This is a genomic window from Geminicoccus harenae (genome assembly GCF_019800005.1).
Lineage (GTDB): Bacteria > Pseudomonadota > Alphaproteobacteria > Geminicoccales > Geminicoccaceae > Geminicoccus > Geminicoccus harenae.
In genome coordinates this window covers 79,299-100,359 of record NZ_JABGCL010000006.1, presented here as the reverse complement: position 1 = coordinate 100,359, position 21,061 = coordinate 79,299, and the positions used below count along the sequence as shown (strand labels likewise).

The 21,061-nt window shown below is 69.3% G+C and carries 21 protein-coding genes; 6 read left to right on the top strand and 15 right to left on the bottom strand.

The window, feature by feature from the left end:
* Position 1: 1 nt before the first annotated feature.
* The 3 genes from HLA95_RS07015 to HLA95_RS07005 all read left to right on the top strand — a co-directional run bounded on the left by HLA95_RS07015 (position 2) and on the right by HLA95_RS07005 (position 5,046).
* On the top strand, positions 2-3,136 hold the full coding sequence (locus HLA95_RS07015; protein ID WP_191060264.1) for an efflux RND transporter permease subunit: 3,135 nt from the start codon (positions 2-4) through the stop codon (positions 3,134-3,136).
* 168 nt (positions 3,137-3,304) lie between these two features.
* Positions 3,305-4,225, top strand: a complete 921-nt coding sequence (locus HLA95_RS07010) for a 3-hydroxyacyl-CoA dehydrogenase NAD-binding domain-containing protein (RefSeq protein WP_191060263.1) — start codon at positions 3,305-3,307, stop codon at positions 4,223-4,225.
* Positions 4,222-5,046 carry a beta-keto acid cleavage family enzyme gene (locus HLA95_RS07005; protein ID WP_222182855.1) on the top strand — a complete coding sequence of 275 codons (825 nt, stop codon included), beginning with the start codon at positions 4,222-4,224 and terminating at the stop codon, positions 5,044-5,046. The genes HLA95_RS07010 and HLA95_RS07005 overlap by 4 nt, the downstream gene beginning before the upstream one ends.
* 81 nt (positions 5,047-5,127) lie before the next feature.
* Here the strand turns inward: HLA95_RS07005 and HLA95_RS07000 are convergent, their stop codons facing one another.
* From HLA95_RS07000 to HLA95_RS06970, 7 genes are all read right to left on the bottom strand, one after another.
* Complete coding sequence (locus HLA95_RS07000) at positions 5,128-6,582, bottom strand: PepSY-associated TM helix domain-containing protein (RefSeq protein WP_191062241.1); 1,455 nt, start codon at positions 6,580-6,582, stop codon at positions 5,128-5,130.
* Positions 6,583-6,655: 73 nt separating this feature from the next.
* The gene (locus HLA95_RS06995; RefSeq protein WP_222182853.1) at positions 6,656-7,072 is read right to left on the bottom strand and encodes a DUF2946 family protein; all 417 of its coding nucleotides are present in this window, start codon (positions 7,070-7,072) and stop codon (positions 6,656-6,658) included.
* 127 nt (positions 7,073-7,199) lie between these two features.
* Positions 7,200-8,030: a TIGR04290 family methyltransferase gene (locus tag HLA95_RS06990; RefSeq protein WP_191062409.1), complete on the bottom strand. Its 831-nt coding sequence runs from the start codon at positions 8,028-8,030 to the stop codon at positions 7,200-7,202.
* 215 nt (positions 8,031-8,245) lie between these two features.
* Positions 8,246-10,885 (bottom strand): alanine--tRNA ligase, encoded by a 2,640-nt coding sequence (gene alaS / locus HLA95_RS06985; RefSeq protein ID WP_222182851.1) that lies wholly within the window; start codon positions 10,883-10,885, stop codon positions 8,246-8,248.
* A 41-nt stretch (positions 10,886-10,926) separates the two neighbouring features.
* The gene (gene recA, locus HLA95_RS06980; protein WP_191061300.1) at positions 10,927-11,988 is read right to left on the bottom strand and encodes a recombinase RecA; all 1,062 of its coding nucleotides are present in this window, start codon (positions 11,986-11,988) and stop codon (positions 10,927-10,929) included.
* A 149-nt stretch (positions 11,989-12,137) separates the two neighbouring features.
* Positions 12,138-12,368, bottom strand: coding sequence for a DUF1674 domain-containing protein (locus tag HLA95_RS06975; RefSeq protein WP_255591581.1), 231 nt, complete (start codon positions 12,366-12,368; stop codon positions 12,138-12,140).
* Entirely contained in the window at positions 12,365-12,688 is a 324-nt protein-coding gene (locus HLA95_RS06970) for a DUF1476 domain-containing protein (protein ID WP_191058860.1), read from the bottom strand. The genes HLA95_RS06975 and HLA95_RS06970 overlap by 4 nt, the downstream gene beginning before the upstream one ends.
* Before the next feature lie 113 nt (positions 12,689-12,801).
* Between HLA95_RS06970 and HLA95_RS06965 the strand changes: the two genes are divergently transcribed.
* Positions 12,802-13,551, top strand: a complete 750-nt coding sequence (locus HLA95_RS06965; protein ID WP_191058861.1) for an NRDE family protein — start codon at positions 12,802-12,804, stop codon at positions 13,549-13,551.
* A 1-nt stretch (position 13,552) separates the two neighbouring features.
* Here the strand turns inward: HLA95_RS06965 and HLA95_RS06960 are convergent, their stop codons facing one another.
* A complete protein-coding gene (locus HLA95_RS06960) occupies positions 13,553-13,951 on the bottom strand; it encodes a hypothetical protein (RefSeq protein ID WP_191058862.1) in 399 nt (132 codons plus the stop codon).
* Positions 13,948-14,514 carry a hypothetical protein gene (locus tag HLA95_RS06955; protein WP_191058863.1) on the bottom strand — a complete coding sequence of 189 codons (567 nt, stop codon included), beginning with the start codon at positions 14,512-14,514 and terminating at the stop codon, positions 13,948-13,950. Before HLA95_RS06955 ends, HLA95_RS06960 begins: the two co-directional genes overlap by 4 nt.
* A gap of 555 nt (positions 14,515-15,069) precedes the next feature.
* Between HLA95_RS06955 and HLA95_RS06950 the strand changes: the two genes are divergently transcribed.
* Both HLA95_RS06950 and hxlB read left to right on the top strand, forming a co-directional pair.
* Positions 15,070-16,074: an SDR family oxidoreductase gene (locus tag HLA95_RS06950; protein ID WP_191058864.1), complete on the top strand. Its 1,005-nt coding sequence runs from the start codon at positions 15,070-15,072 to the stop codon at positions 16,072-16,074.
* Between the two features lie 135 nt (positions 16,075-16,209).
* Positions 16,210-16,761 (top strand): 6-phospho-3-hexuloisomerase, encoded by a 552-nt coding sequence (hxlB, locus tag HLA95_RS06945; protein WP_191058865.1) that lies wholly within the window; start codon positions 16,210-16,212, stop codon positions 16,759-16,761.
* Between the two features lie 12 nt (positions 16,762-16,773).
* Here hxlB and HLA95_RS06940 read toward each other — a convergent pair whose 3' ends face one another.
* The 6 genes from HLA95_RS06940 to uvrC form a co-directional block, all read right to left on the bottom strand.
* Entirely contained in the window at positions 16,774-17,199 is a 426-nt protein-coding gene (locus HLA95_RS06940; protein WP_191058866.1) for a DoxX family protein, read from the bottom strand.
* 57 nt (positions 17,200-17,256) lie between these two features.
* A complete protein-coding gene (locus HLA95_RS06935; RefSeq protein WP_191058867.1) occupies positions 17,257-17,562 on the bottom strand; it encodes a DUF2218 domain-containing protein in 306 nt (101 codons plus the stop codon).
* Positions 17,563-17,623: 61 nt separating this feature from the next.
* Entirely contained in the window at positions 17,624-18,097 is a 474-nt protein-coding gene (locus HLA95_RS06930) for a molybdenum cofactor biosynthesis protein MoaE (protein ID WP_191058868.1), read from the bottom strand.
* Between the two features lie 4 nt (positions 18,098-18,101).
* Positions 18,102-18,353 (bottom strand): molybdopterin converting factor subunit 1, encoded by a 252-nt coding sequence (gene moaD, locus HLA95_RS06925; RefSeq protein ID WP_191058869.1) that lies wholly within the window; start codon positions 18,351-18,353, stop codon positions 18,102-18,104.
* Entirely contained in the window at positions 18,350-18,952 is a 603-nt protein-coding gene (gene pgsA / locus HLA95_RS06920; protein ID WP_191058870.1) for a CDP-diacylglycerol--glycerol-3-phosphate 3-phosphatidyltransferase, read from the bottom strand. The genes moaD and pgsA overlap by 4 nt, the downstream gene beginning before the upstream one ends.
* 14 nt (positions 18,953-18,966) lie before the next feature.
* On the bottom strand, positions 18,967-20,892 hold the full coding sequence (uvrC, locus tag HLA95_RS06915) for an excinuclease ABC subunit UvrC (protein WP_255591580.1): 1,926 nt from the start codon (positions 20,890-20,892) through the stop codon (positions 18,967-18,969).
* Between the last annotated feature and the right edge of the window lie 169 nt (positions 20,893-21,061).

Here is a 21,061-nt window from a genome sequence, read left to right as displayed (position 1 = left end):
AGTGGCCCGCTATTTCATCGACAGGCCGATCTTCGCCTGGGTGCTCGCCATCGTCGTGATGATGGCGGGCGTGCTCGCCATCTGGACGCTGCCGATCGCCCAGTACCCGGCGATCGCGCCGCCATCCGTGTCGATCACCGCGAACTATCCCGGAGCCTCGGCCAAGGTGGTCGAGGATTCGGTCACCCAGGTGATCGAGCAGCGCATGAAAGGCATCGACGGCCTGCGCTACATGTCGGCGACCAGCAGCTCGTCGGGGCAGGTGCAGATCACCCTGACCTTCGAGCCGGGCACCGATGCCGACATCGCGCAGGTCCAGGTCCAGAACAAGCTGGCGCTGGCCACCCCGCTCCTCCCCGAGCAGGTACAGCGCCAGGGCGTGCAGGTGGCCAAGGCGTCGAGCAGCTTCCTGATGGTGGTCGGCCTGGTGGCGGCCGAGGGCACCGATTACGACCAGACCGACATCGCGGACTACATCGCCTCCAACATCCAGGACCCGATCTCCCGGGTCAGCGGTGTCGGCGAGGTGCAGCTGTTCGGCGCGCAGTATTCGATGCGGGTCTGGCTCGATCCGCGCAAGCTGGTGGATTTCGGCCTCACCCCCCAGGACATCATCCAGGCGATCCGCGCGCAGAACGCCCAGGTGGCCGCGGGCCAGCTGGGTGGCCTGCCGGCCACGGAGGGCCAGGAGCTCAACGCCACCATCACCGCGCAGTCCCTCCTCCAGACCCCGGAGCAGTTCCAGCAGATCTTCCTGCGCACGCTGGAGGACGGCTCGACCATCCGGCTGGGCGACGTCGCCCGGGTCGAGATCGGGGCGGAGAACTACGAGACGGCGGCCAAGTATAATGGCCGCCCGTCGACCGGACTCGCCATCCAGCTGGCCGCGGGTGCCAACGCGCTGGAGACGGCCGAGGCGGTGCGCGCCCGGGTGGCCGAGCTGGAGGCCTTCCTGCCGCCCGGCCTGGAGGTCATCATCCCCTACGACACGACCCCGTTCGTGAAGGTCTCGATCGAGAGCGTGGTGCACACGCTGATCGAGGCGGTCGTGCTCGTCTTCCTCGTGATGTACCTGTTCCTGCAGAACCTCCGCGCGACGTTGATCCCGACCATCGCGGTGCCGGTGGTGCTGCTCGGCACGTTCGCGATCCTGCAGGCCGCGGGCTTCTCCATCAACGTGCTCACCATGTTCGCCATGGTGCTGGCGATCGGCCTGCTGGTCGACGACGCCATCGTCGTGGTCGAGAATGTCGAGCGCGTGATGCACGACGAGAAGCTGCCGCCCAAGGAGGCGACGCGGCGCTCGATGGACCAGATCACCGGGGCCCTGATCGGCATCGGCCTGGTGCTGTCGGCGGTGTTCATCCCGATGGCCTTCTTCGGCGGCTCGACCGGCGTCATCTACCGGCAGTTCTCGATCACCATCGTGTCGGCCATGGGGCTCTCGGTGCTGACCGCGCTGATCCTCACACCTGCCCTGTGCGCCACCATCCTGAAGCCGTCCCATCCGCCCAAGCGCGGCCCGTTCGCCTGGTTCAACCGTGGCTTCGAGAAGACCACCAACGGCTATGTCGGCCTGGTCGGCTACATCGCCAGGCGGGCCGTGCGCTTCCTGATCGTCTACCTGATCCTCGCGATCGGCGTCGGCTACCTGTTCGTGCGCCTTCCCACCGCGTTCCTGCCGGACGAGGACCAGGGCATCATGTTCGTGCAGGCGCAGCTCCCGGTGGGCGCCACGCAGGACCGCACCTGGGAGGTGCTGGACCAGGTCGAGCGCTACTTCCTGGAGGATGAGGCCAACTCGGTCGCGTCCATCTTCACGGTGGCGGGCTTCAGCTTCTCCGGTTCGGGGCAGAACGCGGGCATCGGCTTCGTGCTGCTCAAGGACTGGAGCGAGCGCGAGGATCCGTCCCAGCACGTGGCGGCGATCGCGGGGCGGGCCATGGGCGCCTTCTCCCAGATCAAGGACGCGATGGTGTTCGCGTTCGCGCCGCCAGCCGTGCTGGAACTGGGCAACGCCACCGGCTTCGACGTGCAGCTCCAGGACCGCGCCGGCCTCGGCCACGACGCGCTGATGGAGGCACGCAACCAGTTCCTGGGCCTGGCGGCGCAGAACCCGAACCTGGTCGCGGTGCGGCCGAACGGCATGGAGGACCAGCCCGAGTACCGGATCGAGATCGACCACCACAAGGTGGGCGCGCTCAGCCTGTCGATCGAGGACGTGAACGACGCGCTGACCACCGCCTGGGGCGGCACCTACGTCAACGACTTCCTGGATCGTGGCCGGATCAAGCGGGTCTATGTGCAGGCCGACGCGCCGGCGCGCATGATGCCCGAGGACCTGGACCTCTGGTACGTGCGCAACAGCCAGGGCGAGATGGTGCCGTTCTCGGCGTTCGCCAGCGCCTACTGGGCCTACGGCTCGCCCAGGCTGGAGCGCTACAACGGCCAGCCCTCGGTCGAGATCCTGGGCCAGCCGGCTCCGGGCTTCAGCTCGGGCGCTGCCATGGAAGAGGTCGAGAAGATCATGGCGCAGCTGCCTGATGGCTTCGGCTACGAGTGGACCGGCATCTCCGACCAGGAGCGCGCGGCCGGCTCGCAGGCGCCGCTGCTCTACGCGATCTCGATCCTGGTGGTCTTCCTGTGCCTGGCCGCCCTCTACGAGAGCTGGTCGATCCCGTTCTCGGTGATGCTGGTGGTGCCGCTGGGCGTGCTGGGCGCGCTCTCGGCAGCGATGCTGATGGGGCTGTCCAACGACGTGTTCTTCCAGGTGGGCCTGCTCACCACGATCGGGCTGTCGGCGAAGAACGCCATCCTGATCGTGGAGTTCGCCAAGGACCTGAACGAGGCCGGCAAGAGCCTGATGGACGCGACACTGGAAGCGGCCCGGATGCGCCTGCGCCCGATCCTGATGACCTCGCTGGCGTTCGGCCTGGGCGTCACCCCGCTGGCGATCTCGTCCGGCGCGGGCTCGGGCGGCCAGAACGCGATCGGCATCGGCGTGCTGGGCGGCGTGATCGCGGCTACCTTCCTGGGCATCCTGTTCGTGCCGATGTTCTTCGTGGCGGTGCGCAGGCTGTTCGGCAAGAAGGAGCAGCTGGAGGCCCACCGGCCGGAAGGCGTGCCGGCGGAATAGCCGGAGCGCAGGCTCCGGTCGTCCTCATGGGCGGCGCCTCCGGCGGGGGTGCCGCCCTTTTTGCTGGCACCCTCACGCGGCCGACGGTCCGGGCAGCGGCTTTTGCCTGGACCCTTCGCCTGCGCCGCGCCAGTTGTGCCGCCACGGCATCCAGAGGGAGAGGAACAGATGGCGCAGCCTGCCAGCCGCCATGTGGCGGTGATCGGCTTCGGGACGGTCGGGGTCGGCTGGACCGCCCTGTTCCTGGCGAACGGCCATGACGTGACCGTCCACGATCCGGCGGTGGCGGACCTGGCCGAGTTGGAGGCGAAGCTGGCGCCCTGCCTCGAGAGCCTGCGCCGGCTCGGCCGCAGCGGCACGGGCCGGCTGGCCCTGGCGGACTCCGTCGAGGCCGCGGCGGCAGGAGCTCACTTCATCCAGGAGAACGCGCCGGAGCGGATCGAGCTGAAGGTCGACCTCCTGCACCGGCTGGACCTGACGGCACCGGAGGGTGCCATCATCGCCAGCAGCACCTCCTCCCTGCTCTGGAGCGAGCTCACCGCCGGCTGCGCGCAGGCAGGGCGGGTGATCATCGGCCATCCGTTCAACCCGCCGCACCTGGTTCCGCTGGTCGAGCTGTATGGCAGCGACGCCGGCTGCCTGGACACCGCGGAAGCCTTCTACGCCGGGCTCGGCATGCAGCCGGTCCGGCTGCGGAAGGAGATGCGCGGGCATATCGCCAACCGGCTGTCCTCGGCACTCTACCGCGAGGCCCTGCATCTGGTGGAGGAAGGCGTGGCCTCGGTCGAGGAGATCGACCAGGCCCTGCGCGACGGGCCGGGCCTGCGCTGGGCGGTGATGGGCGCCCACCTGACCTATCACCTGGGCGGTGGCCAGGGGGGTATCCGGCACTATCTGGACCATCTGGGGCCGACGCAGGAGCGGCGCTGGCAGGATCTGGGCCAGCCGCGGCTGACGCCCGAGCTCAAGGCGAAGCTGATCGAGGGCGTGCTGGCCGAGGCGGGCGGCCGCTCGATCACGCAACTGGAGGCGGAACGGGACGCGGCCCTGGTGGCCTTGCGCCTGGCCCGGGCGGAGGCCGGCCGATGACGGAGCGCCCGCCGGTCGCGATCGCGGTGGCGCCGAATGGTGCCCGGCTGCGCAAGGCCGACCATCCGGCCCTGCCGATCACCCCTGAGGAACTGGCGCATACCGCGACCGCCTGCCTGGAGGCCGGTGCCGCGATGATCCACCTCCATGCCCGGGACGCACAGGAGGGCCATTCGCTGGACCCGAGCCTGGTCCGCGCCTGCGTCGCCGCGGTCGAGGCGGCCGTGGGCGACCGGCTGGTGATCCAGGTCACCACCGAGGCGGTCGGGCTCTACCAGCCGGAGGCGCAGATGGCGCTGGTCCGGACGGTGCGGCCCGAGGCGGCATCGGTGGCGCTGCGCGAACTGGTGCCCAACCCCGCCGCCGAGCCGGAGGCGGCGAAGTTCTACGCCTGGTGCCAGGAAGCCGGCATCTGGCTGCAGCACATCCTCTACGACCGCGCCGACGTGCTGCGGCTGAAGGGGCTGGTGGCACGCGGCGTGGTGCCGGACGAGCGGCCGTCCGTGCTCTACGTGCTGGGTCGCTACAGTGAGGGCCAGCGCTCCGCCCCGCCGGACCTGCTGCCCTTCCTCCAGGCAGCCGAGCCGGACTGGCCCTGGATGACCTGCGCCTTCGGCGCGCAGGAGCTGGACTGCCTGGTGGCCGCGGCCCTGCTGGGCGGAGACCTGCGGATCGGCTTCGAGAACAACCGGCTGGCCCCCGACGGCACGCCGGCCCGGTCCAACGAGGCGCAGGTCGCGGGTGCGGTGGCGGTGCTGGCCGGCCTCGGCCGGCGCCCCGCGAGCGCGGCCGAGTTGCGTCGAAAGTTCTCAAGTCGTTGATTCGGCGCGGGTCCCCGGTTTGTTTCGCAAAACATCTGTCCGCGTCGAACCCGGGGGCCCAGCCATCGAAGCGACCGGCCATCATCGCATGGCGGCGGCCTGACGGGAAGCTTGCGGCATGGCCCGCCAGCGGGAGATCGCCAGCCAGAGCTGGTCCAGCACCAGCATGAGGAGGATGGTCAGCCCGGTCAGCGGGAACAGCGCACCCAAGGCCAGCACCAGCACGGTGACGCCCACCGCGACCCGGCGGTCCGCCGGCCAGGCGGGTGCCCCTAGGCTGCCGGCCGGGCGGCGCTTCCACCACATCACCGCCGCCGACACCGCCATCAGCACGATCGCGACGCAGACCAGCGCCATGACGATCTTGTTGGCTAGGCCGAACTCCTGGCCCATGTGGACGTTGACGCCCCACTCGATCGCCTTGCCGCCCAGGCCGTAATCGTTGAAGCCGACATCGATGATGCTCTCGCCGGTATACTGGTCGAGATGAATCACCCGCTCGAAGTCGAGATCGTCCGGATAGACCGAGCCGGTATAGACGCCATCCGCCTGGCTCGGCAGGGCGACGGCATAGCCGGGGGCCAGGCCCATCGCGTCGAAGGTGCTGACCGCGCGGTTCAGCCCGATCGGCGGCGGCAGCCTGTCCGCGGCGACCGAGGGTGCCGGGGCCGCTGCGGCACCATGATGATGGTCGTTCATGCTGGGCGAGGTCGGCACCGGTGCGTGCTGCATCGTCCAGCCCACCTCGTCGACCACCGCCTGCATGGGCAGGCTGGAGACGGGCGTGTCGCCCCAGGCACCGGCCGGGAAGCCCTGGCCGAGACTGGTCAGCACCGCCAGCGACCGGTCGCCCCAATAGCTCGACCAGGGCATGCCGGTAAGCGCCAGAAAGCCGATGAACAGGCCGGCCACCATGCCGGTCACGGCGTGGAGGTCGCGCCAGAACAGGCGGTGCTTGCTGGTACCGCGCAGGCTGACGACGCCGCCCTTTTGCCGCTTGCGCGGCCACCAGAGATAGAAGCCGGTCGCGACCAGGATGATCGTAGCACCGCCCACGATCTCGATCAGGTAGCCGGGCCCGGTGCCGAACAGGGCCAGGCTGTGCAGCTGGCGCACCGTCCACATCACCGAGGACTTGTCGTCCATGCTGCCCAGGATGCGGCCGTCATAGGGGTCGAGATAAACGGAGAATTTCCGCCCGTCCGCGCCCTTGAAGCCGATCTCGGCCGAGGAGGTCGGGCCGGCGGGCGGCGCGAACTTGTAGACCGTGTCGGCATGGGCCGCCTCTGCGTTGGCGACCAGGGTTTCCGGCTCCAGCATCGGGGCGTTGCGCGCCTCGACGCTCAGCACGTCGCGGTGGAACCAGCCGTCCAGCGCGTCGTGGAAGAGGTACAGGCCGCCGGTGACGGCCAGCAGGATCATGAACGGCAGGGCCAGCAGCCCGGCATAGAAGTGCCAGCGCCACACGGCGCGGTGGATGGCATCGCGGGTCGGCAGCCTGGCGGCCGCCGGCAGCGGAGCAGCAGTGTCGTGCATCGTCGTCTCGCAAGCGAAGTCGAGGACCAGGACGGCGCCGGGCAGGTGACGGCTCGGGCCGGCGGGCGTCAGCTCAGGCTTGCGAGGGGGGCGGTCCGCGCGGCGGCAGCGGCGCTGCGGTCGAATGCCCGGCGCGCACGGCGAGGAACGGCAGCGGTGCGGGCTCGACCTGCCGCTCGGTGACCTCGACCAGCCGGGGTGGCCGGGGCGGCAGCAGGGCGTTGACCAGATGCGGGCAGCATTTGGCGCAGTCGAGCCCACCGTGGCCCGGATCCTCCTCGCCCTCGTCCGGCGAAGCAGCCGGATCGATCCAGGCGAGATGACCGTCCGCGCAGATCGGTACGAGCAGCGGCCCGGCTGCCGCCTGCGGGGCGAGCAGCACGGAGCCGACCGTCGCCAGCAGCAATTGCAGGGCGAACAGGCTGGCAGCGGCCAGTGCCGTCAGGCGCTGGCCGGCCGATCGTCCTATGGCTGTCGGAACCGCACGCATATTTTGATGGTGCCGCAGTCCCGAAGGTCTGCCTAGTAGAACCTTAGATATATATCCGGATCACCGGCAGGAACGAAGCAGAGCACATCCCCCGCTAGGTCCGGCGGGCACCATCTGTCCCACACCGTCACTCTGGCCGCTCGGGGCGGTGGTCGGTCATCGCGTCGGCCGGATGCGGCTGGAAGATTGCCGGCGGTGCGGGGCGCATCGCCGGTGCCGGCGCGCGGCGGCAGAGATAAACCTCGTCCTCGGGGTGCTGGAGGATCTCGAATCCTGCACTGCGCAGCATCGCTTCCGCACAGGCGCGGTTCGGGATCCACCAGTTGCTCGGGTCGCCGGCGTAGCGCTGCTCGATGAAGTACATCGCGGGGAAGCCGGCATAGTGAAAGACGCTGTCGTTCCAGAAGCCGTAGTCTTCCTCCAACTCCCAGACCACGTCGCTGCCGCGCTGCATCGACTGGAACAGCACCAGATCGTCCGCCACGTGCTCGTGGATCAAGTCCAGGGCCAGCAGCGGGTGGCGCAGGTGGTAGAGCACGCCCATGAACAGCACGAGGTCGAACCGCCGGCCGAGCCTGGCGATGTCATAGACGGAGAGCTGCCGGAACTCGACGTCCAGCCCGGTCACCTCGGCCGCGAGACGCGCCTGGCTCAGATAGCGCTCGTCCTCGTCGATCCCCACCACCAGGTCCGCGCCGCGGCGCTTCATCTCCAGCGCGTAGAACCCGGCATTGCAGCCGATGTCGAGCACGCTGCGGCCGGACAGATCCTCGGGGACGGCGTGGGCGAAGCGCCGCCACTTCCAGGTCGGGTAGTCGTTCAGCGGATGGTTGGGCGCGGTCGGGATGCCGTTCAGGTCGATATTGTGAAACCAGGGCGCCAGTTCCTCGATGCGGCGCCGGATCGTCGCCTGCCGGGCCGCAAGGTCGCTGCCGTTCACCCCACGCCGCTCGCCCATGCCGCTATCCTCCAGCCAAAGGGCATCCTGTGCGGCAGCAGTGGCTGCCGCCGCATGAGGAGAACGCAGCCATCCATGCCGCGTTCCGCATGATTTACAGGATGCAGGTGGAGATCTTGGCCTGGCTCAGCCCGCCATGGCCGGCCTCAAGCGGCATTCGGCGTCGTGCGGGTGACGGCGGGGCCGGAGGCGGCGGGCTGGGCCGCCGCCTCCGTTCAGCCGGCCAGTGCCGCTTCCACCGCGGCGAGTGCTGCTGCCGCCTGGGCGGCATCCGGGCCACCACCCTGCGCGAAGTCGCGCCGGCCGCCGCCGCCCTGGCCGCCCAGTGCCGCCACGGCCTGGCGGACCAGCGCCACCGAATCCAGCCGGTCGGTCAGATCGTCGGTGACGCTCACCACCACCGCGGCCTTGCCGTCCGTGACCGAGACCAGGGCGACGACGCCGGAGCCCATCTGCTTCTTCAGCTCGTCGGCAGTGCCGCGCAGCTCCTTGGCCGGCACGCCTTCCATGGCGCGGGCGGCAAAGGTGATGCCGTTGATCTGGCGGGCGGCGTTCTCCGTGCCGAGGCCGCCGGTCGCGATCTTGCGGCGCAGATCGGCCAGCTCGCGCTCCAGCTTGCGGCGCTCCTCGACCAGGGCGTCGATCCGGGCCGGCAGGTCGCGGGCCGGCACCTTGAGGGCAGCGGCGGCGCGGCCGAGCACGGCCTCCTCCTCCTCGACATGGAGCAGGGCCGCCTCGCCGGTAATCGCCTCGATCCGGCGGATGCCGGCTGCGACCGGGCCTTCGGAGAGGATCTTGAACAGGGCGACGTCGCCGGTGCGGGCGACATGGGTCCCGCCGCACAGCTCGACCGAGTAGGTCTTGCCGTCCTCGGCCTGGCCCATCGAGACGACCCGAACCTCGTCGCCGTATTTCTCGCCGAACAGGGCCATGGCACCGGTCTCGATCGCGTCCTCCTTGGCCATGATGCGGATGGCGGTGGGCGCATTCTGGCGCAGGTAGTGGTTCACCTCGCGCTCGACCAGGCCGATCTCCTCGGGCGTCATGGCCTTCGGGTGGCTGAAGTCGAAGCGCAGCCGGTCGGGCTCGACCTTGGAGCCCTTCTGCGCGACATGCGCGCCCAGATGGCGCTGCAGCGCCTTGTGCATCAGATGGGTGGCGGAATGGGCGCGGCGGATGCGGGCGCGGCGGTCCGCGTCGATCGCCAGCCTGATGTCGTCGCCCTGGCGGATCGTGCCGCGCTCGACCTTGCCGACATGGACGAACAGGTCGCCCAGATATTTCTGGGTGTCGGTGACCGTGACGGTGGCGTCGCCGGTGCTGATCGTGCCGGTGTCGCCGACCTGGCCGCCGGATTCGCCGTAGAACGGGGTCTGGTTGGCGACCAGCAGCACCTCGGTGCCGGCGGCAGCCTCGTTCACCAGCGCGTCGCCCACCACCAGGCCCACTACCTTGGCCTCGGCGGTCGGGGTCTCGTAGCCCAGGAACTCGGTGGCGCCGGCCTGGTCGCGCAGCTCGAACCAGATGGGGGCGATCGCCGAGGAGCCCGAGCCCTTCCAGTGCTTGCGCGCCTCGGCGCGCTGGCGCTCCATCGCCGCCTCGAAACCTTCGAGATCCACCGCGCGGTTCTGGGCGCGCAGGGCGTCCTGGGTCAGGTCGAGCGGGAAGCCGTAGGTGTCGTAGAGCTTGAACGCGACCTCGCCGGAAAGCGGCTGGCCCTCGCCGAGCGTCGTCACCTCCTCGTCGAGCAGGCGCAGGCCGCGCTCGAGCGTGCGGCGGAAATTGGTTTCCTCGAGCTTCAGCACCTCGGTGACCAGCGCCTCGGCACGGACCAGCTCCGGATAGGCCTTGCCCATCTCCTCGACCAGGGTCGGCACCATCCGGTACATGAGCGGCTCGCGGGCGCCCAGGAGCTGGGCGTGGCGCATGCCGCGGCGCATGATCCGGCGCAGCACGTAGCCGCGCCCCTCGTTGGACGGCATTACCCCGTCGGCCACCAGGAAGGCCGAGGCGCGCAGATGGTCGGCGATCACCTTGTGCGAGGGGCGCTGCGGCCCCTCGGCCGGCGTACCGGTCAGGTCCTCGCTCCTGGCGATGAGCTTCGCGAACAGGTCGATCTCGAAATTGTCGTGCTTGCCCTGAAGCACCGCGGCAATGCGCTCCAGGCCCATGCCGGTGTCGATCGAGGGTCTGGGCAGGTTCACGCGGGTCGCCTTGTCGACCTGCTCGAACTGCATGAACACGAGGTTCCAGATCTCGATGAACCGGTCGCCGTCGGCATCCGCCGAGCCGGGCGGGCCGCCCGCGACCTTGTCGCCATGGTCGAAGAAGATCTCCGAGCACGGGCCGCAGGGCCCGGTATCGCCCATCGCCCAGAAATTGTCCGACGTCGGGATGCGGATGATCCGGCTCTCAGGCAATCCTGCGATCTTCTTCCACAGGCCGAACGCCTCGTCGTCCTCGGCATAGACCGTGGCGGTGAGGCGCGATGCAGGCAGGCCGTATTCCCGGGTGATCAGGTTCCAGGCCAGCTCGATCGCACGCTCCTTGAAGTAATCGCCGAACGAGAAATTGCCCAGCATCTCGAAGAAGGTGTGATGCCGGGCGGTATAGCCGACATTGTCCAGGTCGTTGTGCTTGCCGCCGGCACGGACGCATTTCTGCGCCGTGGTCGCACGCTGGTAGCTGCGCTGCTCCAGCCCGGTGAAGACATTCTTGAACTGGACCATGCCTGCGTTGGTGAACAGCAGGGTCGGGTCGTTATGGGGCACCAGCGGACCCGAGGCGACGATCTCGTGATCGTGCCGGCCGAAATAATCGAGGAACTTCGAGCGGATCTCGCTGACGCTGGCCATGGGTCGTCCGAAAGGAGAAGGATACGGCGATCGAGGACCGGTCAGTCCTCGATCGTGCGGTCTTCGTCAAGCAAGGCGGCGGCACCCGAGATGCCGGCACTCTGCCGGATGGTGTTCTCCAGCTCGGCCGCGACCTCCGGGTTCTGCGCCATGTAGTTCTTGGCGTTCTCGCGGCCCTGCCCGATCCTCGTGTCCTTGTAGGAGAACCAGGAGCCGGACTTCTCGACCACGCCCGCACGGATGCCGAGGTCGATCAGCTCGCCGGTCTTGGAGACGCCCTGACCGTACATGACGTCGAACTCGACGACCTTGAACGGCGGAGCGACCTTGTTCTTGACGACCTTGATTCGGGTCTGGTTGCCGACGACCTCGTCCTTGTCCTTGATCTGGCCGATGCGGCGGACATCGAGCCGGACCGAGGCGTAGAACTTCAGCGCGTTGCCGCCGCTGGTGGTCTCCGGGCTGCCGAACATCACGCCGATCTTGCTGCGGATCTGGTTGGTGAACATCACCATGCAGTTCGAGCGGCTGATGCTGGAGGTCAGCTTGCGCAGGGCCTGGCTCATCAGGCGGGCCTGGAGACCAGGCATCTGGTCGCCCATCTCGCCTTCGAGCTCGGCCTTGGGCACCAGTGCCGCCACCGAATCGATCACCACCACGTCGATGGCACCTGAACGGACCAGCGTGTCCGTGATCTCCAGGGCCTGCTCGCCGGTGTCGGGCTGCGAGATCAGCAGGTCGTCGATGTTGACGCCCAGCTTCTTCGCATAGGTCGGGTCGAGCGCGTGCTCGGCGTCGACGAAGGCGCAGGTGCCGCCGGCTTTCTGAGCTTCCGCGATGACGTGGAGGCAGATCGTGGTCTTGCCCGACGCTTCCGGGCCATAGATCTCGATCACCCGGCCGCGCGGCAAACCGCCAATGCCGAGCGCGATGTCGAGGCCCAGCGAGCCCGTGGAAATGGTCTCGATGTCGGCGCCGGCCTGTGACTGGCCCAGGCGCATCACCGAGCCCTTGCCGAACGCGCGCTCGATCTGGCTGAGCGCCGCGTCCAGCGCACGCTGCCGGTCGCCGCCCTCGCGCCGCTGAACCGAAGCTTCCGCCATGGATGCAACTCCTATCGGTGACGCCCGGCCCTGCCACGGGTCACCTGCCGCTGCCCGTCGTGCTCGGGCGGATACACGAAATTGCCATTGCGCGCGACGATCTGTCCGACTTCGTCCGCCCGGCACCGGCCCGGATCAGGCCGGCAGGCTCAGAAGTCGAAGCAGCGCCCGTCCTTTTCCCAGTCGCCGAACCTGGTCGGCTCCGGGCCTTTCGGGCCGTTCTGCTCGCCGGCCGGCTGCACCGGGCCAACCAGCGCAGGATCGGCCGGTACCGGATCGGCCGGCACCGGGTCAGCCGGGCGCTCGGGCCCGGCCCCGGGCTGCGAGGCCGGCCGGTCGTCCGGCCGGGCCGGCATCTCGTTCGGCCCCGGCCGACTCATTCCGCCTTGACCGAAGCGCGCGCGCTCGCCTCGAACTGCTCGAGATATTTCTCGATCATGTGGTCGGAGATCGACTTGCCGGCCGCAGTCACGTCGGCGCGGACCTTCTGCACCACGTCGTCGTCGCCCGGACGCTCGAAGTCGGCCATCACCACGTCCTTGGCATAGGATGCGGCGTCGTCGCCGTGCAGACCGAGATAGTCGTTCGCGATCTTCAGACCGAGCAGCTTGTTCCGGCGATTGCGGACCTTGAAATAGATCTCCTGATCGTGCCGGAACCGCGCCTCCTCGCTACGCTCCCGATCGTCGAAGGTCGTCATCGTGGCTCCTGCTGGCTTCGTCGTTCCAGGATACCAGATATAGGAAGCGAGCCTGCCCAACGCTAGTTCGGCAGGCGGCAAAACGGCGCTTTCCGCCAGGAGAATCAACGGCCTTGTGCACCCTCGTGATCTGCCGCCGGCCGGGCCATGCCTGGCCGCTCCTGGTGGCCGCCAACCGCGACGAGATGACCGGCCGGCCATCGGCGCCACCCGGCCGGCACTGGCCGGACCAGCCCGAGATCCTGGGCGGGCTCGACCAGCTGGCCGGCGGAAGCTGGCTGGCGCTGTCCGACACGGGCGTGCTGGCGGCGATCCTGAACCGCAAGGGCACGCTGGGGCCCATGCCCGGCAAGCGCAGCCGCGGCGAGCTGGTGCTGGATGCGGTCCAGCACCTCTCGGCAGAGGACAGCGCCGCGGCCCTGGCCGAGCTGGACGAGCGCGCCTTCCGCCCGTTCAACCTGATCGTCGCCGACGCCAGGCAGGCGTTCTGGATCCGCCATGGCGGCGACGGGCCGATCCGGGTGGCACCGGTGCCGGACGGCGTGTCGATGATCGAGGCCGGCGAGCTGAACGACCCGGCCTCGCCCAGGGTCGCCCGGTTCCGCGGGCCGTTCAGCGCCGACCTGCCCGATCCGGCCAAGGGCGACTGGTCGGGCTGGCAGCTCCTGCTCGGCACGCCGGCCCCGACCGGGCACGCTTCCGGCGAGGGGCTCCTGATCCGCCGCCCGGACGGCTATGGCACGGTATCGTCGAGCCTGCTGGCGCTTCCGGCCGATCCGGTCATCCCGCCCGTCTGGCTGCATGCCGACGGCCCGCCGGACCGGACGGACTTCGGGCAGGTGGCAACGGTCGGGGCCAGCTAGCTCAGGGCGGGGTGTCCGAGCAGGCGAGCGTCACGGTCACCGTCTCGCTCTTGAGGCACCAGTTGGTGAAGGTGGCGTCGAACTTGTTCGTGTCGTTGTTCTCGACCGCTGCGTTTTCCGGCACCGTGAAGCAGGTATTGTCGAAGGTGTAGCTCGGCGACCAGCCGAAGGCGAGGCCCCAGTAATAGGGATGGTCACCGGTACAGTGGAAGGTCCAGCCCTTGGACTCCCAGGCCGACAGCTTGAGCGGTGCCTGGACCTGCAACTCGCAGTTGGGGATGGAGGAGGGCGAGCCACCGTTCCAGTTGTGGCTGCCGCAGGCATCCGCCCAGGCCGGCCCGGCAAGGCCGAGCATGGCGGCGGCGAGAAGGCCGGCGAGCCGGCAGGACGCGGCGCTCATCGCTGGTCTCCCCGATAGCCGACATGCTTGCCGGGCACGCCTTCGCGCGACGTCATGAAGGGCGTGTCCTGCCACTTCGTCTTCGAGCAGCCGATGAACAGCTTCACCCAGCCGCGCACGTTCCAGTTGTTCAGGGCGACCACGCCGAGCCTGGCCGGGCTGGACGGGCCGACGGCAGCCGCCGCCGCGGCATCATCCGCCAGGTCCGGCCGGCCGGAGACGGCCACGAGACGCATATGCTCATGCTGCTTGCTGTCCCAGCCGACCAGGTAGGGAAAGCTCGGGGTGCAGGAGAGCTCGAGCCGGCGCGAGCCGCCCACCTCCACCGTCATCCAGCTGGACCTGACCGTCACGCAGGCGCCGGGCTTCTGCCCAATACATTCATGACCGCCATATTCGAGCATCCGGTTGGTCCGGTAGAGATTCTTCGCGTCCGCCGTCCCGGGCAGCGTGCCGAGGATGAATGCGGCCGCGATCCCGGCAAGAACCGCCAGCCCGACTGCAGGGCATCGTGACCTGCCGGCAACCGACCCGGCGGCCTGCCATTTCGCCATTGCGGACATCACCAACCTCCCATTCCATTCTGCTAGGACAGCTTCTTTTCCGAACGACACCAACAAGTCCGGCGCATCCCGCCGCATCGACCTGCCGTTCCGGCAGGCATGAAGAACGGCCCATCAGCCATGCCGGGCAGCCGCATTGCCCTCCAACGGAATGACAAGAACTCCCGGCACCATGCGCAGGCCGCCTCGGCCGGGGCGCCCTTCCACCGGCGCCCGCCGTCGCACCGCCAGGTAATGGGCGGCCGATCCCCATCAAGTAGACGATACCGCCTTTTCCCCGACTCAATGCTTCTCGTCAATAGAATTACTTGAGAACTATTCTCAGATGGGCCGACATAGTTCACCGGCACTCGGCGATGACAGCTGTGGCCTTCCGGAGGCACCGGAACGCTCCCGGCCGGCTTCTGACGCCTGCCCAGCTTTAGCCGCGGGGAACGCAGCCGGCCCGGCCGGGTTGATGGGCATCGCCGTCAGGGTGCCTACGGGATGGCCCCGGGCCGCCGCCCTTCCCGCGGACATCCGGCATCCCCCGTCAGCATTCCGGGACAGGCCGCCATGAGCTTCAACGATTCGCCGGCGTCGCGGCGCCAGATCATGGGTGGCGCCGCCACCGGGCTCGCCGCGGCCGCCCTGGTGACGCCCGCTTTTGCCCAGGGTCAGGACACGGCAGCCACCCCGGCGCCGCCGGAGAACCCGGTGACCAGATACCCGGCACCGCCCTTTCCGGAGCAGGTCCAGGAGCCGCCGGGCCTGGCGGGCAAAATGGACCCCCGGCCCGACCATGGCGAGACCAGCTATCGCGGCTCCGGGCGGCTCACCGGCCGCAAGGCGCTGATCACCGGCGGCGATTCCGGGATCGGCCGCGCGGCCGCGATCGCCTATGCCCGCGAGGGCGCCGATGTCGCGATCAACTATCTCCCGGTCGAGGAGCCGGATGCCCGGGAGGTGGTCGAGCTGATCCGGGCGGAAGGGCGCAAGGCGGTGGCGCTGCCGGGCGACATCCAGGACGAGGCGTTCTGCCAACAACTGGTCCAGGACGCGGTCGAGCAACTGGGCGGGCTGGACATACTGGTGAACAACGCGGCCAAGCAGGTGTCGCAGGACTCCCTGCTCGACCTGTCCACCGAGCAGTTCGACGCGACCTTCAAGACCAACGTCTATGCAATGTTCTGGATCACCAAGGCGGCGCTGCCCCACCTCCGGCCGGGCTCGGCGATCATCAGCACGAGCTCGGTCAACGCCTACGACCCGTCGGAGAACATCGTCGACTATGCGATGACCAAGGGCGCCATCATGATCTTCAGCAAGGCCATGGCCAAGCAACTGGCGCCAAAGGGCATCCGGGTGAACGCGGTGGCGCCGGGGCCGTTCTGGACGCCGCTCCAGCCGAGCGGCGGCCAGCCGCCGGACAAGCTCGTGAGCTTCGGTGCGGACACGCCGATGGGCCGCCCGGGCCAGCCGGCGGAACTGGCCGGAATCTATGTCCTGCTCGCCTCGGACGAGGCCAGCTACTCGACCGGTCAGGTGTTCGCGGCGGTGGGCGGCCGCGGCGGGCCGTAGCTCCGAGAAGGCAGGAAGCGCCAAGGCCCGCCCTGCGGGGCTTGCGGATGGGCGCGCCGGCGTGATTCATCCCGCCGGCAGCTCAACCGGCCCCGGCCCGACGGACGGGGCAGCTCCGCCTGGGGGGAAAACATCATGTCCAGCCTGTACCGGCAAGCGCTCAAGGAACTCGGCGCCGTTCTCGACCGGCTCGATGACGCGGCGGTGGACCGTGCGGTCGAGACGATCGCGGCCGCCCGACATGTCTCGGTCTATGCGGGCGGCCGCGAAGGCCTGCAGATCCGCGGCTTCGCCATGCGGCTCTTCCATCTCGGCCGCTCGGTCTCGGTAGTGGGCGACATGACGACCCCGGCCATCGGCCAGGGCGACCTGTTCCTCGTCGCCTGCGGCCCCGGCGAGATTTCCACCGCCGTCGCCCTGGTCGGCGTGGCCAAAAAGGCCGGCGCCAAGGTCCTGGTGGTCACTGCCCAGCCGGACGGGCGCGTGCCGCAGATGGCCGACGAGGTGCTGGTCCTGCCCGCCCAGACCATGGCCAACGACCAGGGGAGCGACGTGTCGATCCTGCCGATGGGCTCGGTCTTCGAGGGCGGGCTGTTCCTGCTCTTCGAGGTGATGGTGCTGAAGCTCAAGTCCCGGCTCGACGTGTCGGCCGAGGCCATGCGCGCCAACCACACCAACCTCGAATGAGCAGGGCGGAGCCTAGAGCCTAGACCGCCCGGTGGCCGGTGCCGCCGAGCGCGCGCGCATGGCGTCGAGACTCCAGGGTCCGCCGCCGGCAAAGGCCAGGTAGAGGAACACGAAGCAGTAGAGGATCGAGGCGTCGCCGCCGTTCAGGACCGGGAAGAAGCTGCGCGGCGCGTGCGCGATCCAGTAGGCGAAGGCCATCTCGCCCGAGAGGATGAAGGCGACCGGGCGGGTGAACAGGCCGAGGATCAGGAAGGCGCCGCCGACCAGTTCCAGCAGCCCCGCAATCCAGGACAGCGACAGGAAGGCTGGTGGGCTCTCATGGGCCGGGAAGCCCAGCAGCTTCTGGGTGCCGTGCTCGAAGAAGATCAGCGCTGCGACGATGCGCAGGATGCTGAGGACGCGGGGCGTCCAGACGGTCAGGAGGTCGTCCTTGTCCATGGCTGCCTTTCTCCGGCGGGGCCGGCCGCGATGCGCCGGCGCTGCATGGAGCCATGGTCAGCCGCTGCGCGTCCACAGGATTTCGGGCTTCTCCCGGAACGCGAACCGCTCCAGATGGCGCGCGACCACCCCTTCCAGCGTCGCCAGGCCCTCCGCGTCCGCAGCGGTGACCCGCATGCGCAGGATCCCCGGCTCGGCTTCGGCGTCGAGCTCGCAGCGCCCGGCCGGGAACTCGACGCTGCCCTGCCGGGCGTCGAACCGGGCGGGCAGCTTGTGGCCGAAATGCTTGCAGAGCTGCTGGAGGTAGCGGCCGGGCACCGCGGTCGCTACGCGCGCTTCCGAGGCGAGGGGGACGGGGTTCATCAGCTTCTCTCCACGCTGAGGGCGGCGGCGACGGCATCTGGCCCCTTCCCCGGCGCCAGGCTCAGACCAGCTCGCCGCCGGTGGCGAGGTGCCAGCGCTTCGTGGCCGCGTCGTCGGCTTCCTTGGCCTCGACCCAGAGGCCGCCGCCCTCGCCTTCCTCGAACTTCCAGAAGGTCGCGCGGGTCTTCAGCCAGTCGATCAGGAAGGCGCAGGATTCCAGGGCGGCGTGGCGGTGGGCGGACGCGGTGGCGACCAGCACGATCGGCTCGCCCGGCAGCATCTTGCCGTAGCGATGGACGATCAGGCTGGCGTCCAAGGGCCAGCGGGCCAGGGCTTCGGCCTCGACCCGCGCCAGCTCCAGCTCGGTCATGCCGGGATAGTGCTCGAGGGTCATCGAGGTCAGGCGGCGCCCGCCGGCGAACTCGCGCACCAGGCCCGTGAAGCTCGCCACCCCGCCGATCCCGGTATTGCCGGCGGTGAGCTGCGCCAGCTCCTGGCCGACATCGAACGGCTCCGCCTGGACGCGCACCGCCACCGCCTCAGCCCCCGGTGACCGGCGGGAAGAAGGCGACCTCGTCGCCGTTCGCCACCGGATGGTCGCGGTCGACATGGCGCTGGTTGACCGCGCAGCGCACGATGCCGCCCGCACCGACCGCCTCGGCGAAGGCCGGGTGACGCTCGCCCAGATGGGCCATCAGCCCGGCCACGGTGGTCACACCGTCCGGCAGCTCGATGGTCTCGGTGGGCGTGCCGGTGCGCTGCCGCAACCAGGCGAAATACAGGATCTTCAAGGCTGACGGGCTCCCAGCGGCGTGGTGGGATGGGACGGCGGGGGCGGCGAATGATCGCCCGCCATGTGGCGCAGCCCCGCATTCAGGTAGTCCCAGCCGGTGAGCAGGGTAAGGGCCGCGGCCAGCCAGATGCCCCAGAAGCCGACCATCTCGGTGAGCAGGAAGTCCGGGCCGGCCGGGCCCAGGATCAAAAAGCAGATCGCCACCATCTGCACGGCGGTCTTCCACTTGGCGAGCGGCGTCACCGGCATCCCGACCCGCACCTCGGCCATGTATTCGCGCAGGCCCGAGACGGCGATCTCGCGCAGGAGGATGACCACGGCCGGGATCAACGGTGCCCGGTGGAAGCCCACCAGCATCACCACGGTGGCCCCCACCAGCAGCTTGTCGGCGACCGGGTCCAGCCAGCGGCCGAAGGCGGACTGGAGGCGCCAGTTGCGCGCGATCCAGCCGTCCAGCAGGTCGGTGGTGGCGGCGAGCAGGAAGATCGCGCAGGCGACCCAGCGTGCCCAGTTCCCCTCGACATAGAACATCGCCATGACCACCGGGATCAGGGCGATCCGGAACAGGGTCAGGATGTTCGGCAGGGTCATCTGCAACGGGACGGGCTCCTTCAGCCGCCGCGGAAATGGTCGTAGATGGTCCGCGCCATGGCGGCGCTGACGCCGTCCACCTGCTCCAGGTCCTGGATGCCCGCCTCCGCCACGCCCCGTGCCGAACCGAAGCGGGCGAGCAGGGCCTTCTTGCGGCGCGGGCCGATGCCGGGAACCGAATCCAGCGCCGACCGCTCGGTCCGCTTGCCGCGCCGGCCGCGATGGGTGGTGATCGCGAACCGGTGGGCCTCGTCCCTGAGCCGCTGAATGAAATAGAGCAAGGGATCGCGTTGCTCCAGCGCGATCGGCTCGTCCCGGCCCTCCAGATGGAGCTTCTCCCGCCCGGCATCGCGATCCGGCCCCTTGGCGACGCCGACCAGGCACTGCTCCTCGATGCCGAGCTCGTCCAGCACGGCGCGGGCGGCATGGAGCTGGCCGGCCCCGCCATCGATCAGCACCACGTCCGGCCAGGCAGGAGTGGCCCGCTCCGGGTCCTCCTTCTGCAGCCGGGCAAAGCGCCGGCCGAACACCTCGCGCATCATGGCGAAGTCGTCGCCGGGCCTGGTCTCGGGGTTCTTGATGTTGAAGGTGCGGTAGCCGGACTTGTCGAAGCCCTGAGCCGTGGCGCGCACGCACACGCCCACCGCGTCCGAGCCCTGGATGTGGCTGTTGTCGTAGATCTCGACGCTCCTGGGCGGCTCGTCGGTGCCGAGCAGGTTGCCCAGCGCCTCCAAAAGGCGGGACTGCGCGCCTTCCTCAGCGAGCCGGCGGGCCAGGGCCTGGCGGGCATTGGTGCGGGCCAGCTCCACCAGCTTCAGCTTGTCGCCGCGCTTGGGCGTGGCCAGCTCGACCTTGCGCTTGGCGTGGAAGCCGAACGCCTCGGCCAGGAGCTCGCGGCTCGGCACCTCCTCGGACAGGAGCAGGAGCGGCGGGGCCACCCGGTCGGCATAGAACTGCGCCAGGAAGGCCTCCAGGATCTCGCCGGGCTCCGCGTCCTTGGTGTGTGCTGGGTAGTAGGGCCGGTTCCCGTTGTTGCGCCCACCCCGGTAGAAGAACACCTGGACGCAGGCGGCACCGCCTTCCACCGCCAGCGCCACCACGTCGGCATCGTCGACCGATTCGGTGTTGATCCCCTGGTGCGCGGTGACATGCGCCAGCGCCTTGATCCGGTCGCGGATCGCCGCCGCCCGCTCGAACGCCATCTCCTCGGCGGCCTGCATCATCTCGCCTTCCAGGCGTGCCTGGACCTCGCGCGAGCGGCCGGCCAGGAACAGCTTCACTTCGCCCACCAGGCCGGCATAGTCCTCCTTGCTGATCCGCCCGACGCAGGGGGCACTGCAGCGCTTGATCTGGTGCTCCAGGCAGGGCCGGGAGCGGTTGTGGAAGATGCTGTCCTTGCACGAGCGCAGCGGAAAGGCGCGGCGCACCGCCTTGAGCGTCTGGTCGACCGCACCCGAGGAGGCGAACGGGCCGAAATAGTCCACACCCTTGAGCCGGGTGCCGCGATGCTTGCGGATCTGCGGGAAGTCCTGGCGGGTGTCGATCGCGATGAACGGGAAGGACTTGTCGTCGCGCAGCAGGATGTTGAAGTGCGGGCGGAGCTGCTTGATCATGTTCGCTTCGAGCAGCAGCGCCTCCACCTCGGTATGGGTGGTGACGAACTCCATCGCCCGGGTGAGCACGATCATCCGCCGGATGCGCGCACTGCACTGCTCCGGCCGCGTATAAGCGACCACGCGCTTCTTCAGGCTCTTGGCCTTGCCGACGTAGAGGGCGGCCCCCTTCTCGTCGAGCATCCGGTAGACGCCGGGCGCGTTCGGCAGGCGGGCGATCTCCTGGCGGATCAGCTCGACCCCCCGCAGCGTCGCGGGTTCGGCTTCCACGAGGACGGCTGGCGGGGTGGCGGCAACGGGCAGCTGGGGGTCGGCGGCAGGCATGGTCGTCATCTGACGACGCGCGAGGGTTTGGTCAAGGCGAGCGATGGGCAGGAAAGACCCGCCTCCGGCGGGCGGACCAGGCACGGTGTCCGGCCGGCCGGTGCGGGGCAGAGGAATCGCGCCAGCGGGAAACACATCTCATCGTCAATGTTACCGGAAGAGCCAAAAAAAATCGCAC

What these genes read in the sequence shown, in the direction of transcription:
- HLA95_RS07010 (WP_191060263.1), top strand. Translation starts at nt 3,305, where the DNA reads ATGGCGCAGCCTGCCAGCCGCCATGTGGCGGTGATCGGCTTCGGGACG.
- HLA95_RS06955 (WP_191058863.1), bottom strand. Translation starts at nt 14,514, where the DNA reads ATGTCCGCAATGGCGAAATGGCAGGCCGCCGGGTCGGTTGCCGGCAGG.
- hxlB (WP_191058865.1), top strand. Translation starts at nt 16,210, where the DNA reads ATGTCCAGCCTGTACCGGCAAGCGCTCAAGGAACTCGGCGCCGTTCTC.
- HLA95_RS06970 (WP_191058860.1), bottom strand. Translation starts at nt 12,688, where the DNA reads ATGACGACCTTCGACGATCGGGAGCGTAGCGAGGAGGCGCGGTTCCGG.
- HLA95_RS06940 (WP_191058866.1), bottom strand. Translation starts at nt 17,199, where the DNA reads ATGGACAAGGACGACCTCCTGACCGTCTGGACGCCCCGCGTCCTCAGC.
- HLA95_RS06975 (WP_255591581.1), bottom strand. Translation starts at nt 12,368, where the DNA reads ATGAGTCGGCCGGGGCCGAACGAGATGCCGGCCCGGCCGGACGACCGG.
- HLA95_RS07005 (WP_222182855.1), top strand. Translation starts at nt 4,222, where the DNA reads ATGACGGAGCGCCCGCCGGTCGCGATCGCGGTGGCGCCGAATGGTGCC.
- uvrC (WP_255591580.1), bottom strand. Translation starts at nt 20,892, where the DNA reads ATGACGACCATGCCTGCCGCCGACCCCCAGCTGCCCGTTGCCGCCACC.
- HLA95_RS06935 (WP_191058867.1), bottom strand. Translation starts at nt 17,562, where the DNA reads ATGAACCCCGTCCCCCTCGCCTCGGAAGCGCGCGTAGCGACCGCGGTG.
- recA (WP_191061300.1), bottom strand. Translation starts at nt 11,988, where the DNA reads ATGGCGGAAGCTTCGGTTCAGCGGCGCGAGGGCGGCGACCGGCAGCGT.
- alaS (WP_222182851.1), bottom strand. Translation starts at nt 10,885, where the DNA reads ATGGCCAGCGTCAGCGAGATCCGCTCGAAGTTCCTCGATTATTTCGGC.
- HLA95_RS06950 (WP_191058864.1), top strand. Translation starts at nt 15,070, where the DNA reads ATGAGCTTCAACGATTCGCCGGCGTCGCGGCGCCAGATCATGGGTGGC.
- HLA95_RS06995 (WP_222182853.1), bottom strand. Translation starts at nt 7,072, where the DNA reads ATGCGTGCGGTTCCGACAGCCATAGGACGATCGGCCGGCCAGCGCCTG.
- HLA95_RS06960 (WP_191058862.1), bottom strand. Translation starts at nt 13,951, where the DNA reads ATGAGCGCCGCGTCCTGCCGGCTCGCCGGCCTTCTCGCCGCCGCCATG.
- HLA95_RS06990 (WP_191062409.1), bottom strand. Translation starts at nt 8,030, where the DNA reads ATGGGCGAGCGGCGTGGGGTGAACGGCAGCGACCTTGCGGCCCGGCAG.
- HLA95_RS07000 (WP_191062241.1), bottom strand. Translation starts at nt 6,582, where the DNA reads ATGCACGACACTGCTGCTCCGCTGCCGGCGGCCGCCAGGCTGCCGACC.